The 14,304-nt window shown below is 52.4% G+C and carries 14 protein-coding genes and 1 tRNA gene; 7 read left to right on the top strand and 8 right to left on the bottom strand.

What is annotated here, in order from left to right; translation table 11 throughout:
- Window positions 1-357 precede the first annotated feature (357 nt).
- Complete coding sequence (locus tag LBJ36_12470) at window positions 358-579, bottom strand: hypothetical protein (GenBank protein ID MDR1379845.1); 222 nt, start codon at window positions 577-579, stop codon at window positions 358-360.
- Window positions 580-734: 155 nt separating this feature from the next.
- On the opposite strand from LBJ36_12470, the gene LBJ36_12465 reads away from it, so the two are divergent.
- The 7 genes from LBJ36_12465 to rsmA all read left to right on the top strand — a co-directional run bounded on the left by LBJ36_12465 (window position 735) and on the right by rsmA (window position 8,332).
- On the top strand, window positions 735-2,582 hold the full coding sequence (locus tag LBJ36_12465; protein ID MDR1379844.1) for a C69 family dipeptidase: 1,848 nt from the start codon (window positions 735-737) through the stop codon (window positions 2,580-2,582).
- 12 nt (window positions 2,583-2,594) lie between these two features.
- Window positions 2,595-3,140 carry a thermonuclease family protein gene (locus LBJ36_12460; GenBank protein MDR1379843.1) on the top strand — a complete coding sequence of 182 codons (546 nt, stop codon included), beginning with the start codon at window positions 2,595-2,597 and terminating at the stop codon, window positions 3,138-3,140.
- Between the two features lie 94 nt (window positions 3,141-3,234).
- Window positions 3,235-4,446, top strand: coding sequence for an amidohydrolase (locus LBJ36_12455; GenBank protein MDR1379842.1), 1,212 nt, complete (start codon window positions 3,235-3,237; stop codon window positions 4,444-4,446).
- A gap of 402 nt (window positions 4,447-4,848) precedes the next feature.
- Window positions 4,849-6,009: a pyridoxal phosphate-dependent aminotransferase gene (locus tag LBJ36_12450; protein ID MDR1379841.1), complete on the top strand. Its 1,161-nt coding sequence runs from the start codon at window positions 4,849-4,851 to the stop codon at window positions 6,007-6,009.
- An 8-nt stretch (window positions 6,010-6,017) separates the two neighbouring features.
- On the top strand, window positions 6,018-6,983 hold the full coding sequence (locus LBJ36_12445; GenBank protein ID MDR1379840.1) for a cation diffusion facilitator family transporter: 966 nt from the start codon (window positions 6,018-6,020) through the stop codon (window positions 6,981-6,983).
- Window positions 6,967-7,521 carry a YbaK/EbsC family protein gene (locus LBJ36_12440; protein ID MDR1379839.1) on the top strand — a complete coding sequence of 185 codons (555 nt, stop codon included), beginning with the start codon at window positions 6,967-6,969 and terminating at the stop codon, window positions 7,519-7,521. The genes LBJ36_12445 and LBJ36_12440 overlap by 17 nt, the downstream gene beginning before the upstream one ends.
- Window positions 7,511-8,332 (top strand): 16S rRNA (adenine(1518)-N(6)/adenine(1519)-N(6))-dimethyltransferase RsmA, encoded by an 822-nt coding sequence (rsmA, locus tag LBJ36_12435; GenBank protein MDR1379838.1) that lies wholly within the window; start codon window positions 7,511-7,513, stop codon window positions 8,330-8,332. The genes LBJ36_12440 and rsmA overlap by 11 nt, the downstream gene beginning before the upstream one ends.
- Window positions 8,333-8,487: 155 nt before the next feature.
- On the opposite strand, the gene LBJ36_12430 is transcribed toward rsmA, so the two are convergent.
- The 7 genes from LBJ36_12430 to LBJ36_12400 all read right to left on the bottom strand — a co-directional run bounded on the left by LBJ36_12430 (window position 8,488) and on the right by LBJ36_12400 (window position 14,301).
- Complete coding sequence (locus LBJ36_12430) at window positions 8,488-8,964, bottom strand: DinB family protein (GenBank protein ID MDR1379837.1); 477 nt, start codon at window positions 8,962-8,964, stop codon at window positions 8,488-8,490.
- Window positions 8,965-9,196: 232 nt separating this feature from the next.
- The gene (locus LBJ36_12425) at window positions 9,197-9,928 is read right to left on the bottom strand and encodes a hypothetical protein (GenBank protein ID MDR1379836.1); all 732 of its coding nucleotides are present in this window, start codon (window positions 9,926-9,928) and stop codon (window positions 9,197-9,199) included.
- Window positions 9,929-9,989: 61 nt separating this feature from the next.
- Window positions 9,990-10,331: a hypothetical protein gene (locus tag LBJ36_12420; GenBank protein MDR1379835.1), complete on the bottom strand. Its 342-nt coding sequence runs from the start codon at window positions 10,329-10,331 to the stop codon at window positions 9,990-9,992.
- Window positions 10,332-10,509: 178 nt separating this feature from the next.
- Window positions 10,510-10,665, bottom strand: a complete 156-nt coding sequence (locus tag LBJ36_12415) for a pentapeptide repeat-containing protein (protein ID MDR1379834.1) — start codon at window positions 10,663-10,665, stop codon at window positions 10,510-10,512.
- Window positions 10,666-10,811: 146 nt separating this feature from the next.
- Window positions 10,812-10,887, bottom strand: a tRNA-Arg gene (locus LBJ36_12410).
- A 94-nt stretch (window positions 10,888-10,981) separates the two neighbouring features.
- Window positions 10,982-12,448, bottom strand: a complete 1,467-nt coding sequence (locus tag LBJ36_12405) for a V-type ATP synthase subunit B (protein MDR1379833.1) — start codon at window positions 12,446-12,448, stop codon at window positions 10,982-10,984.
- Window positions 12,445-14,301, bottom strand: coding sequence for a V-type ATP synthase subunit A (locus LBJ36_12400; GenBank protein MDR1379832.1), 1,857 nt, complete (start codon window positions 14,299-14,301; stop codon window positions 12,445-12,447). The genes LBJ36_12405 and LBJ36_12400 overlap by 4 nt, the downstream gene beginning before the upstream one ends.
- Between the last annotated feature and the right edge of the window lie 3 nt (window positions 14,302-14,304).

Below are 14,304 nucleotides of genomic sequence, written 5' to 3'. Positions count from 1 at the left end.
GCCTCGTGCGCCATCTCGAAGATTTTTTCTACTTTCGTCACCTTCGCGCCTGAGCTTCTTTCATCTCTACGCTGTGGTTCTTCGAGCTTTAGGGATTGCCAGCAATTAAATAAGTTCATGACCAGGAATTTCACCTGATCCTGCATACTCCTCACAGAGTATGGAAGGCTTTTATAGTACGTTTTATAAATATCCATATGAAATATCCATATAAAATATCCGCATAAAATATCCATATAAAATATCCATATAAAATATCCACACGAATAGATACATGAATATATGAATATATGAATAGATATATAAATAGATATATGAATAGATACATGAATAGATATTTACGCAAAGACTATATTGTTACCTCTTGGGCATGGTTTCCACGTCGATGTTCACCACCGCCGGAGACGTGATCTTCACGATCTGAACCACGGGGTTGTCCGCGCGCGACGCGGCCAGCGCTCCTTGATCAAACGTTATACCTCCCACCAACCCCACTAAAAACACACAGAACACCAACAAGCCCGTCCACTTCAAGCCCACTTTTTTCATTCTTAATTGCGCTTTTTTCTCGAAGCCCACGACAAGAACACCTCCTATAAAATTTCCGCTCCATTGCTGTATTATATATCTATTCCCGCGGGTGGAAACTCCAAGCCGACAATACCGCGGAACAAGGCGAAGGCGGTGACATTGTCTCGCTGGGTACGTATCTTGAGCGGATGGGAGAGTTGGAAATGTTTGGGATTCTGTCGATTGCCGCGGCGATTCTGGGGGCGCTTCTACCCGCGACGGCATTCGCTTGCACGACGGTGCTGGTGGGCAAAGACGCCTCGGAGACCGGAGAGGTCTTGGTGGGGCATAACGAGGATAGCGGGGGACGCTATGTTATGCGGACGCATATCGTCCCCAAACGGACGGACGCGGCGGAAACTTTCCGCTTCGAGCCAACCGCGGCTCTTTTAGAAGCGCCCTCGGAACGGCCGAAACTTTTCTGGTCCGAAGCCCGTTCTTTCATAGCGGATGGCGGCGCATCCTTTTGCGACTTTTACGTCAACGAGCATGGTGTCGTCCTCTGCAGCGACAACTGCGGCAAATCAAAGGAAGACAACCCCGACTTGAGCGAGGGAGGTATCGGCTATGGCGTCCGCCGTCTGACCGCCGAGTTGGCGAGGTCCGCTTACAACGCAGTGGAAGTTGCCAGCGGACTGGTGGACAAATACGGCTACATCGGAGGAGGACGCAGTTACCATTTTGCCGACAAAAATGAGATCTGGGTGCTCCAAGTCGTCAATGGTAAGCACTACGCCGTAAAACGCGTGGAGAACGACGAGATCTACGTGAACCCCAACCATTACACCATCCGGCAACCAGATCCTCAAGCGCCAGGGTTCGAGAGGCTCGTCTCTTATGCCACCCGACGAGGTTGGTATGACCCACAAAAAGGGGAATTTGATTTTGCCCTGTCCTACCAGGACCCAGATGCTTATCGCGCTGCCCGCAATATCCACCGTCACCGCAGAGGACTTGAACTTCTGCTAGAATACCCCCTCAATATCGAAGCTGAGTTGCCTTTCTCGGTCAAATACAACCGTAAAGTCGGCGTTGAGGACATCAAAAAAGTATTACGCTGTCATTTCGAGGGAACCCTTCAAGACGTGTCGGGAGGCGGCTCTCCGCACTACATGAGGACGCGGCCCATATGCGCGGGCACAACAATCGAGAGTTCCATCGTGCAGATCCGGGAAAACCACGATATGACGCTGATTTGGCGCGCCTTGGGCCGACCTTGCCTTTCGCTTTACTCACCCTGGTACTTCGGCATCTCAAACGTTCCCCAGGAGTACGCCGACGATCCCGAAAGAGCGGTGCGAACCCATTTTTCCGTTCCGGCCGCGGACTTGGATTACTCGAAGGACACGGCCTGGTTTCACTACACCGATTTGCAGGCGGCCCTCGATCCCCTTTACGAGGGAAAAGTCGGAGAAGTTCAAGCGGCCCTTGCCGAGTTTGAAAGCGTTCTGCAAGAAGAGGTCCGTCATCTCGAACTTTTGGCTTTAAAGCAGTTTCAGGTGGACCCTGAGAAGGGCAGAGAGCTTTTGACCAGCTCCGTGGGCAACTGGACGGCCCGCGCCCTGCAAAAACTGGACGAACTTCGCGCGGCGGCAAAAGTCTTGCCAGTCCGGCTTCCCGAACAGATCGACGTCAACGAGCAAGAACCGTTTTCCGTGCAAGTGCCCACTCAGGATCTGCGGGACGCTGGACAAGATTTCAATTTCGACATCGGCTTCGACGTCGGCGACATTGTTCCGAAAAAAATCCTCTTGGGCCCCCATTATGCCCCGTTCTCCAAGTGGTCGAAAGCGATCGAAGTCGCGCCGGGCGAGGACGAGCTTCGTTTTTCCTTCACGGTCGGCGCGTGGGTGAAAAACTCCACTCCCTGTTTCACCGACATGTGGTTGATTATCGAGGATGAACAAGGCCGGAGGTTGGTGGGCATGGGATTGACGACTTTGACAAATTTGACAAAAGCGAAAGAAATCTCTTCGGAATTGGACGCGGCATCAACAGGAAAAAGTATTTAGGGGTGAAAATTTATGAAGAAAAAAAGAAAAGGGCAAAAACTCGTTCCTCAGCTTACGGTGAAAAAAATCATATCCCTGGCGGGAACCTTATTGCTTGGAGCTTTCTATCTGTTCTTCGCGCCCGGCGGGGATGTTCTGTCGGGAACGGTTACCCGGGTGGTGGATGGAGATACGATACACGTAACCGTGGCGGGGGAGGACCGCACCGTGCGCTTGATTGGCGTGGATACCCCAGAAACCGTTCATCCTCGAAAGCCCGTGGAGTTTTATGGTAAAGAAGCGTCGGATTTTACCAAAAAGAACCTAACGAACAAAACCGTTTGGCTGGAATACGACGTGGCTCCTCTGGACCGTTACAACCGCCACCTGGCCTACGTCTGGCTGACGAAGCCCGGGACGGGAGAGACGGCAATCCGGAAGAACATGTTCAACGCCCAGTTGGTCTTGCAGGGATACGGCAAGATCATGACGATCCAGCCCAACTCCAAATATTCTCAAATTTTCGCGAAATTTCAAGAAGAAGCGCGGAACAACAAGAGGGGACTTTGGGGAAAGTAAGGCGCTATGTGATTGTTTTAAATTTGTAATTAGAATTTGTAATTAGAATTTGTAATCAGAATTTGTAATTAGATTGAGGGAGGAGAATGTCATTATGGAGAAAATCGGGCTAGAGGCCAAAGCTCTAAACGAAGAGATCGTGGCGTTGCGGCAAGAGTTGCACGCGCACCCAGAGCTGGAACACGATCTACCCTTCACGGAAGAAGTGATTGTACGAGAACTATCCAAACTGGGGCTTGACGAAATCAAATCCGGCCAAGGACAGGGACATGGGGTTTTTGCCACGTTGAAAGGGAAAAAACCGGGTCCGGGTAAAACGCTGGCGTTGCGCGCGGACATGGACGCGCTTCCCATTGTGGAGGATACCGGCCTCCCTTTCGCTTCGACCAATGGCAACATGCACGCCTGCGGGCACGACGCTCACGTGGCAATGTTGCTGATGGCCGCGAAACTGCTCGCGGCAAAGCGCGAGGACCTAGCCGGGACAGTGCGCTTCATCTTTCAGCCTTCAGAGGAGACGATCAACGGCGCCCTTTCCATGATCGCCAGTGGGGCACTGGAAAATCCGCGAGTGGACGAGATCATCGGATTGCACACGGGCAACATCTGGGGAGGAGGTCTGACGCCGGGACAAATTGGATGGCGTGTGGGACCAATGATGGCCTCAACCTCCACGCTGACGATCGAGATTCAAGGCAAGGGAGGCCACGGCGCCACCCCGCATCTGACGGTAGACCCCATCGTGATAGCCACCAAGATGATCAGTCAACTCCAAACCCTGGTTAGTCGCGAGGTCAGCCCCTTTGAAGCAGTGGTGTTCACCATCGGACAGATTACGGGAGGTTCGGCTCCAAACGTTATCGCCGGAAGTTGTAGAATGCGCGGAATGATTCGCAGCTTCGACCCAAAGATCGACGCGTTTTTGAAAGAGCGCATCAAAAGCACAGTTGAGGGAATCGCGGCTTCCATGAGAGGCAAAGCCACAGTTGCCTTTTCCAGCGACATCCCCGCGGTCATCAACGACCAAAGCTGCGCCCTCCGAATGCGGGACATCGTCGCAAAGACCCTGGGAGAGGAGTGGACCCAGGAGGTTGCGCTGCCCTCGTCGGGAGCGGAAGATTTTGCGTTCTATCTTGGGAAAGTGCCGGGGGCTTTCTTCTACCATTGCTCGACTTTTGAACCTCACGCTGTTATCGGGGAAGGGCGAGATTATCCACACCACAACGCGAAATTTGATATAAACGAGTCCGTACTCTGGACGGGTACGGCCGCTCTGGCCGTTTACGCTCTCAACTGGCAGGCCTAAAAGCAAGAGAGACCCTAAACCCCCGCAAGATGCTCTCTAAAAATTCGCGTCATCCTGCGTTGCTCAAGGGAATAGCGATTTTTTCCCTTCACTGTTTTGTGAAAAAAGGAAAACGCGCTATTCCTGACACTCGCTGACAACGCCGTGACCTATAACGATGAAGTGCTTTTCTACAACATAGCAGCGCAGAACATTTGCAACGCGGTTAAGCGTTGTAAGATGGCATTTAAACAGACACACAAATTTTATATAGGAATATTTCTACTTTTATATAGGAATATTTCTACGAGCTTTGCGAGATTCAGCTTTTTCTTGGGCTTAATAGTCGAAGAAATACTATGTGAAACGTATCTATTCATTATAAGTAGGTATTAGTACGCTGAAAGGATAGGATGATTGCCTATGTACGAATTTGATCGGCTGTTGGCGAGGAAGGGAACGGATTGCAGCAAATGGGACGCGCTTCGGCAGGTTTATGGAGACCCTGACTTATTGCCCTTTTGGGTGGCGGATATGGATTTTCCCGTTTTGCCCGAACTGGAGAAAGCGCTTCTGGCGCGCGCGGAAAATTCCACCTTCGGTTACACTTTCGCAGGAGAGGGTTATTATAAGAGCCTAATCGACTGGAACGCCAGACGCAATGGCCTGACCCTGACGAAAGAGGAACTTCTGGATGTTCCCGGTGTCGTCTGTGGACTCGGTTTCGTGATCTCCGCCCTCACTCAACCCGGAGACAAGGTGCTGGTCACCCCTCCCGTGTATCCCCCCTTCTTCGCCGTCCCCAAATCTTTGGGACGCCAGCTTTTGCTCTCGCCTCTACGCCGTGTAAACGGAAGATATGAGATGGATTTCGATGATTTCGAGGCGAAACTTCAGAAGGGAGCGAAGGCCTTCATTTTATGTAGCCCGCACAATCCCGTGGGGCGCGTCTGGGAAAAGAGCGAGCTAGAAAATATCGTAGAGTTGTGCGCCCGCAACGGAACGATCATCATCTCTGACGAAATTCACTCCGATCTGGTTTTTTCTGGACACAAACACATCCCGCTTTTGAACGTCTCTCCCAAGGCCCAGGAGATCGCGATCATTGCATCGGCCCCTAGCAAAACCTTCAATGTGGCAGGGCTCAAGGCCTCCTTTTTGATCGCGAGAAACCCAGACCTGCGGAACAAGATACGGACCTTGCTGGACCAGTTTCACATGAGCGTCAACCTGTTCGGTTACAAGGCTGCCGAGGTCGTGTACCGAGAAGGGGAAAAATGGCTGGAGGAGCTGCTGGTTTACTTGAAGGGCAACGCGAAGTTCGTGACGTCTTTTTTGGAGTCTCGTCTGCCCCAGGTGGGGGTCTACGTGCCTGAAAGCACTTACTTGATGTGGCTGGACTTTTCCGCCTACGAACTGGAACAAAAGGCTTTGATGAAAAAATTGAAGGAGGAAGCGCGTGTGGCGCTCAACGACGGCACGACATTTGGAGATGAGGGCAAAGGTCACGTTCGCCTCAATATCGGCACCCCCAGATCGCTGCTCCAGGAGGGACTGGAGAAAATCGCCGCCGCTTTTGAATAAATGTAAATATGGAGAAAATAGGCATGGCTGGGGAGAAAATGCGAGAAGGCACGCGCGTGACCTTGGTGGGTCTAGGGGGCAATCTGATCCTGACTGTGGGAAAATACGCGGCCGGTGTTTTTGGGCACAGCGGGGCGATGATTGCCGACGCGACGCACTCCCTGTCGGACCTTTTGACAGACTTCGCCGTTCTTTTGGGGTTACGTTACACGAGTAAACCAGCGGATGCAGACCACGCCTACGGACATGGAAGGATCGAAACGCTGGTGGCGGCTTTTTGCGGACTGGTACTGTTGATTGTAGGACTGGGTGTTTTTTTCGAGGGAAGCACTTCCATCCTGCAGGCCGTGGACGGGCGTGAGTTGTCTAGACCCGGAGGAGTGGCCCTGATGGCGGCGCTGATTTCCATTATAATGAAAGAAGTCCTGTTCCGTTACACTTTTGCCGCTGGCCGAAAGCTGAATAGCGCGTCACTGAAGGCCAACGCCTGGCACCACCGTGCAGACGCTATGTCCTCCGTGGGGGCGTTTCTTGGAATCGCCGGCGGTTTCGTAGGCGGTGAAAAGTGGGTGATTCTCGATCCGGTGGCGGCCGTTCTGGTGAGTGTCTTTATCCTTCACGCGGCCGTCTCTATTTTCTGGAACAGCATCGAGGAGGTTCTGGATACGTCTCTGGCTCCATCTCAAGTGGACGCTATCAAGGAAGCGGCTTTAGATTTCTCGGAGATCTTCGACATTCACAAGGTCAGAACGCGGAGAATCGGTTTCTACGTAGCGGTGGAGGCGCATATTGTGCTGGACGGGCACATAACCTTAGTTCAAGCTCACGACGTGACCACGACTCTCGAATGCAAACTGGAAGACCTGTTAGGGCGAAACGCGTTGATCACGTTGCACGCGGAACCTTACGAACCGAGAAATGATGCGACAATAAAGTGGAGAGACGAGGAGAACGACAATGCGCGAACCTACTGACGCTATTGAAGATGTTATTGAGGACGCTATTGAGGAGGCTATTGAAAAAGTACGAGTCGCGTTGGACGCGGGGGGATACGGCGATATCGAGATCAAGGTGACGGAGGAGACCATTTTTACGGTGGAAGACGCTACTCGGGCTGTCGGAGCCCCCGCGGAGAAGATTCTGAAGAGCCTCGTTTTTCTAGTGGACGAGCGTCCCGTCTTGGTGTTGATGAGCGGCGCAAACCGGGTGGACCTCCGGGCCGTAGCGCGGGAGGCGAAGGGTAAAAAAACCAAAATGGCTTCTCCAGAGTACGTGTTCGAGCGCTTTGGATTTAAGGTTGGAGGTGTGCCTCCAACAGGGTATCCTATTCAGATACCCGCTTTTTTGGACGAGGACCTTTTCCGGTACCCTGTGGTCTGGGCCGCTGCGGGCACAGATCATGCTTTTTTCCCCATAGAGCCGGAACGCCTTCTGGCTCTCACAGGGGGAATGAAGGTCCCCATCAAAAAACGCGGGTTTTGTCATGACCCGAGTCCAGACCATGCTTCCTAGAACACCGCCGCGCGAATCCGCCAAATCCTTTCACCCCAAGAAGCGTTTCGGGCAAAATTTTCTCATCGACCGCAACATTCTCTCAGAGATTGTAGAGCGCGCCGCCGTCGCACCAGAAGACGTGCTGTTGGAGGTGGGGCCAGGAGAAGGCATTCTGACCAAGGAACTGCTCCTTCAAGGGTGCGCGCGCCTCTACGCTGTCGAGTTGGATTTGCGCCTAAAAGACGCGTTGGAGGGGTTGCAGGCCCAGAATCCGCGGTTAAACGTCCTTTGGGACGACGCAGCGCGGGCGGATTACAGCGCCCTGTCTCCGTTCCCCAACAAGGTCGTGGCCAATATCCCCTACAACATCACGACGCCTCTGATATGGAGGCTTCTCGCCTTTGCGTCGCGGGGACTGACCTACCATTTGTATATGGTGCAAAAAGAGGCTGCGGAACGATTGACAGCGCGCCGCGATACAAAAGAACGTTATCCTCTGGGTGTGGCCCTCGAAGTCATGGGGAGGACAACATTAGTTCGCCGGGTGCCTCCCTCCTGTTTTCGCCCAGTGCCTCGGGTGGACTCCGCTCTGGTGGAAATCAAGCTGGAACGGAACCTTTTTTTGATGAAGAATTCTCTTTGGAGCGATCTTTTACACGCGGGGTTTCGTCAACGTCGGAAAACGCTCTTCAACAACCTCAAAGGTTTTCGGAGCCTGGAGGACTGGAGCCCCCTCCTGAGCGACGCGAAGCTCGACTTGAAAATTCGCGCGGAGGATCTAAGCGGCGAAGAGTGGCTACGGTTGTACAACGCCGTTCATACCCTCTGAACTTGAATTCTGAACTTGAATTCTGAACTTGAATATTGTTCCGGTTGAGGCAGAAGACGGCGGCTTGATTTCGGCGTTTCGATACGAGGGGTAATATCGATACGAGGGTAAGTCGAAATCAAGAACCGCCGCTCCATAAGTGTGGCTTTAAAGGCTCACATTACTCCTTTTTCGCCGTTGTCGCGCAGGATGGCGTCGCAGCTTCCAATGTGGTACGACAAGTGTCCCGACAGGATGGTCAGCACCATAACGTTATTCATGGGCACGCCTCTGCGAGCGGAAAACCCCTCGTGGGTCTGGGCAAGAGACGCGTCATCAAGAGTGGCGAGCCAAGCGTCAACCTTGGCCTTCATCTTGGCCGCGTATGCTTTGAGTTCCTCTTTGGTGGGTTTTGCCGTGGGCTCTCCTTTGAATTGCGCGGCCTCCGCGCCCCAAGGCCCGGGTTCCGGAACGCCGTCTTTCGGCAACAGGAAGAAATCCACGGTCGCGAAACAATGGTAAAGCTGTTGCCAGAAAACGAATCCCCCCGCCTTCTTACTCCACACCACGTCAGGACAGACGTCGATGATTTGCGTCAAAAAACTCCACCCTCGATCAAAATTTGCCTTTAAATCCTCTGTTATAACTTTCACTATAACCAATCCCTTCCATGTGCTAATACCCACTGATCACTAGTAGATACGCCTCGCATAGTATTTCTTCGACTATTGCCGCTTAATATACCGTGTATAATCTCACCATAGTAACCTATACTATAGCATATCATATATTTATCGTATATTGATACTTTGCTAAGTCTCTATTTAATCAAATATTATTTAATTAAATACTATATCCTAATCTCTATCCGTCAGTTCCTACCCGTTAATCTCTGGGACGCGGAATGGGGTTGAAGATCACATCGGCCATTTCAACAGGTTGGGGACCTCCTTCATCCTGCTCACCCCCCACCCTAAAATCGAGTGGTGGCGAAACGGGAGAGGCGGTAAAGGTTTCTCGCTCCTTCGTGGGTGCGGGAGGAATTGCTAAAGCCTTCGCTATCGCGCCGCATTTTACCAGCGCTGCGTTGTAGGCGCGCGAGGTGAAGAGGAGGTTACTCCACCAGTAGTAATCCGTGCCTGGAGAGTTAAAGAACAACCGTTCCTTTTCCTCGCCCTGAACAACACGGAGAGTCGTTTCTTTTCTGAACGACAAGGCTTCGATCCACACGAAGGACTGACCCAGCCACGCGCTCATACTCTCCTTGTCGTAGAGTCCCAGAGCGGGGGCATTGCGTCTCAAAAATTTTCGGGCGTTGGAGAACTCCGGGACCTGGCGTCCCACCCACCAACCCCCCTCGATCACAGCGGTTCGGTACTCACCAGGCCAGGAGTCGGGCAGGGGTTTTTTAAAGTAGCGCTCCAGTTCCTCGATGGAAGGGCATTGAGCGTTTTTCGTATCGTCGTGATAGAGAAGCATCGCGGTGGACAACGTGTAAAGGTCCCCCATAATGTGTTGCAAGTCTTGTTCTGCTTCGACCACTGCGCCGCGCGCCACCGTTCCAAAGGGGAGCGCCAGAAAGACAATGGCAATTGCCCATATCCATTTCTTGTTCACATCCATTTTCTCCTCTCATGTTGCCCGTCTTGTACGCTGACACCGAAAATGATAACAGGTTTTACCGGAACGCGGGGAAAGATTCTTCCCAGCCCACCTCCAAAAGGCTGTCGAGCGGCATGTCGATTTCCAGGAAATATAGGTCGCCTTCGATCCTTTCCGAGTAAACGTCCGGCACGACAACGCGTCCCGAGAAGCGAGCTCCGGATTTAAAAACGGGATCTCCAAGCAGCTTTCGCCGCAACTCGATGAGGTTACGTCGGGCGTCCGTTAAAGCGGCGCGTCTGGCCAGCAGTTTTCCCTGATCCGTATTGTCCAGGATGCGAGCAGTTCCCGACGCGCTGACCCGATTCTCAGCCGCGAAAACCTTTGTGGAATAGCGTACCCTCGCTTCCTCATCCATTTTTTCCTCTCGAGGGAGCAAAAGTGACGCGTTTGTTTGGTGGGGCGATATTGTAAAAAAGTATAGGAACACACAGGTGCCTCCCAAAAACAAAAGAAAAAAAAGAACCCTCCAGAAACGGATTTGCCTTTTTTTGATTGAGGATTTTTTAATCGAGGGTTTTGAAAACTTTGAACCCTTATTTTTTCTCACTCGCATCTGTTTTTACTTCCTTGAATTTTACTTCCTTGAATTTTATTTCCTTGAATTTTATTTCCTTGAATTTTACTTCTTTGAATTTTACTTTCTCGAATTTTACTTCCTTGAATTTTGTTTTCGCCGGTTTTACCGGCATGTTTCAAAAGAGAGGAAAAATCAAGAAAAAATCGTCGTTTTTCCCAACAAAATCATTATTAACGAAATTATATTTTACATACTCGTTCGAGGATACTCATTGTTAGGTCGCATTGAGTCGTATTGATCGGTGTGTTTAATCTATACTGGCGCGCCTGGGGCGATTCGAACGCCCGGCCTACGGCTCCGGAGGCCGTCACTCTATCCACTGAGCTACAGGCGCGCACTTTTTACTCGAAAAATATTATCACATTTTCCCCGTATTGAACGTTTTTTGTTCACTTCTTTTATGAAAACCTTTCTACTGGTCTCTACTATTACTTCAGCTTGTGCGCCATCAAGGAAGGGGACAATAGGTACAGTTCTCCGGCGGGGAGCTGACGCAAAATTTCCCAGGCTTTCGCTTCGGACTGAATAAACGTCCTTCTTTCCACCGTTTCCGTCTCTCGCCCCCACTGTTCCCTCCCTCTCTCTCGTTTCTGATTGACAAAAAGTTTTTCAAAGGATTCTCCAAATTTTATGTAGCTCTTTTCCACTTCCGAAAGCCCTTTGTCACCGATGTGGTGCCTCAAGCAATTTACCTCTTGGGCTTTCGCGTAGGCAGCGTGGAGCTGGTCGGCGAGGACACGATGCGTGTCAAAAGTGCGCCCATGCCCTATCCCCTTGTTCATAGGCCGTGAAAGACTGGACAATACGTCCACGGGCGGAAAAACGCCAGCGGTGTGCAACCTCCGATCCAAGACAATCTGTCCGTCGACAATATGGCTCGTCGCGTCGGCCACCGGATGGGCGGCGTCATCGTTCGGCATCCCGACGGTGACAATCTGCGTCACCCTACCCTTCCGTCCAGCGAGACAGCCGGCTCGCTCATAAATCCCCGCCAGGTCGGAGTACAAATACGTGGGGTATCCCATCCGCCCAAGAGATTCCCCCCGCGCCGCGCCAACCTCTCGCAGCGCCTCAGCGTAACATAGCATGTCCGTCATGACAACAAGGACATCGTAACCCTTGGTGAAAGCGAAATATTCGGCGATGGTCAGGGCGGCGCGAGGCGTTAAGAGTCGCTCTATAGCAGGATCGTCAGCTTTATTCAACAAAAAGACGCCGCTTTCCAGTATCCCGCTACGGACAAATGACTCCATAAAAACATCCACTTCTCGGCTAGTAACGCCCATAGCGGCAAAAACCACCAGAAAGGCATCCCCATTGCCGGGAAGAAGAGCGCGAGAAGCGACGAGCGCCGCAAGCTCTCCGACGGGTAGTCCCGGTCCACCTAGCAGCGCTAATCTTTGTCCACGCATTGTGGTGTTCATTAGATCTAGAACAGACATCCCCGTTTCGATGGGCTCGCAGGGGACGGCGCGAGTCACAGGATTTAGCGACAGACCATTGATGGGAAGCAACGCGTCGAGCCCGTAAAGGTCCTTTCCCTCCAACGTTTGTCCGCGGCCGTTTAGGATCTGACCGCGCAGGCGTTCCCCCACACCGACCTTAGCGACGTCGCGCTCCACCCACACAGTGGTATTTCCTGTCTCGAACCCCAAGATGTCATCGAAGACCTGAATCACGCAAAGGTCATCCTGAATTTGAAGCACCTGGCCCGTGCGGGTAACGGTTTGTTTTCCATGAGATCCCCAGGCATGAGACCCCCAGGAGCGCGTCTCAATCGTCACGAACTCACCGTAACCGACACCCCTCGCGTTATTTACAAAAAGAAGGGGGCCAGTCACTCCTCTGACGCTTTGGAATCCCTCTCTGTAAAGCCTCGCATTCGAGTTGCTCATGGAGCAGCCTCCTCAGTTGGAGTGGATTCAGTTGGAGTGGATTCAGTTGGAGCGGATTCAGTCGGAGCGGATTCAGTCGGAGCGGATGAGGTGAGTCCAGACGTGAAACGAACCAGCCATTTTCGCTCCGCTTTTTCAAAGTCCTTCTCCGGCAGGTCGCGCAAAGCGAGCATCTCCTGCCTCGATGGCAGAGCGGTTACGACGTCACAAACAAGTTCTTTTTTCAAGATTTTTCTAACCTCGCCGTCCAGTGTCTTCAGAAAACGGAGCATTGCTGCCATTCGCGCCGGAGAAGAACGAGTTTCTCCGTAGGCGTTTTGTCGTAAAAAAACGATTTCAAGGGTCTCAGCGTGGTACAAAAGCCACTTATTCTCCTCCGAAAGGGCATCGCGCTCCCCTTGCCGCAAAGCGCCGGCAAGCTCTTCTCGCCACTTCATTATGGTTCTCAAATACTCTTTCAAGTCCGGCCAATCCTTGCTTGCCTCATGGGCAAAAGCTTCATCGAGGACGTTCTCATAAAAAGCATGGCTCCGGCTCCAGTCGATCGCCGGGAAACGACGCGCTTGGGCCAATTCTTGATTCAGTACCCAAAAAGTACCGGAAGATCTAGCCATCGCTTGAGTCACAGGGTCCGAAAGATTCCCTCCCTCTGGCGAAATTGCGCTGATAAGGGTTATTGATCCAGAACGGGAAGAATTATTTGTCAACCCAGGGGCACTTTTGCCCAAAACCTTAACTCGTCCCGCTCGCTCGCAACAGAGGGCTAACCGGGCGTTCAGCCAGGGTGGGTATCCCTCCTCTCCGGAAGTTTTTCCGACACGGCTTTCGATTTCCCTGGACGCTTCCGCCCAGCGAGAAACAGAGTCGATCATCACGACCGCGTCGTATCCCATGTCCCGATAGTATTCTCCCAAGGTTAACCCCAAGTGAACTGCCATCTCTCGAAGCGTTACCGGTGCGTCGGAAGGCGCCGCGATCACTATGGCGCGGTCCATCAGGCTCGAAAGCCCATTGGATCGAAGGGAGGCTGCCTTGGAAAAATCATCGAGGATCTCCATTATTTCATTACCCCGCTCGCCGCAACCGACATAGACGATCACGTCCGCCCCACACCCTTTGGCCAAAGATCGCAACAAAAGCGTTTTGCCCGTGCCGGATCCGCCGGTCAGGGCGGCAGTGCCTCCTAGCGCCAGAGGTAAAAAAGTATCCAGTGCTCGCTGCCCCGTGAACAGTGGATAATCCAAGGGCAGGCGCGCTTTCAATGGCCTTGGTACACGAACCGGCCATTTTTGCGTTAGACTCAGGGGCAAAGAAAATTCATTTTCCAGGCGGCAAATATAATCTTGGGCGGTGTACTCTCCCTCTGGAGCAATCCACGCTACCCGGTTGTCCCGTTCACGTGATTCCGCGGCGAGCGCGCCGGGTGGGACTAGAATCCGATGGGAAAAACGGCCTCTCTCTATCACCGTTCCCAGGATATCTCCTGGAGAGATCTTTTCCCCCTCCCTCACCGACGGCTGGAAACGCCAGAGCTTTTCCTTTCGGGAATACAGCCGTCCCAAACCATCCAAAACCTCACCCAGAAAACCGGGGCCTAGTTCCACGCTCAAAAGTTCTCCGGTGAACAACACTTCTTCCCCCACGGACAGCCCTGTGAGGTCCTCCCAGATCTGAATACCAACATTCAGACCCTGGTCGCCCGAATCTCGAACCCCGACCTCGAAAACTTCGCCCAAAAGTCCTCGTTCGCCGACGCGGACAACCTCAAACATGCGGACGGAAAAATCAACCTCCGCCACAAGAACAGGTCCTAAAATTCCAACGACGACGCCCTTTCTAGGCATTTTTTCCATTTC

The organism is Synergistaceae bacterium, assembly GCA_031267575.1.
GTDB lineage: Bacteria > Synergistota > Synergistia > Synergistales > Aminobacteriaceae > JAIRYN01.
Note: the sequence above shows the minus strand (reverse complement) of the source record. Positions and strands in the feature narration are given on the sequence as shown.

Bases quoted from the DNA above. Each gene is read 5' to 3' on its own strand.
- LBJ36_12465 (MDR1379844.1), top strand. From the start codon at position 735: ATGTTTGGGATTCTGTCGATTGCCGCGGCGATTCTGGGGGCGCTTCTA.
- LBJ36_12460 (MDR1379843.1), top strand. From the start codon at position 2,595: ATGAAGAAAAAAAGAAAAGGGCAAAAACTCGTTCCTCAGCTTACGGTG.
- LBJ36_12455 (MDR1379842.1), top strand. From the start codon at position 3,235: ATGGAGAAAATCGGGCTAGAGGCCAAAGCTCTAAACGAAGAGATCGTG.
- LBJ36_12450 (MDR1379841.1), top strand. From the start codon at position 4,849: ATGTACGAATTTGATCGGCTGTTGGCGAGGAAGGGAACGGATTGCAGC.
- LBJ36_12445 (MDR1379840.1), top strand. From the start codon at position 6,018: ATGGAGAAAATAGGCATGGCTGGGGAGAAAATGCGAGAAGGCACGCGC.
- LBJ36_12440 (MDR1379839.1), top strand. From the start codon at position 6,967: ATGCGCGAACCTACTGACGCTATTGAAGATGTTATTGAGGACGCTATT.
- rsmA (MDR1379838.1), top strand. From the start codon at position 7,511: ATGCTTCCTAGAACACCGCCGCGCGAATCCGCCAAATCCTTTCACCCC.
- LBJ36_12420 (MDR1379835.1), bottom strand. From the start codon at position 10,331: ATGGATGAGGAAGCGAGGGTACGCTATTCCACAAAGGTTTTCGCGGCT.
- LBJ36_12415 (MDR1379834.1), bottom strand. From the start codon at position 10,665: ATGCCGGTAAAACCGGCGAAAACAAAATTCAAGGAAGTAAAATTCGAG.
- LBJ36_12405 (MDR1379833.1), bottom strand. From the start codon at position 12,448: ATGAGCAACTCGAATGCGAGGCTTTACAGAGAGGGATTCCAAAGCGTC.
- LBJ36_12400 (MDR1379832.1), bottom strand. From the start codon at position 14,301: ATGGAAAAAATGCCTAGAAAGGGCGTCGTCGTTGGAATTTTAGGACCT.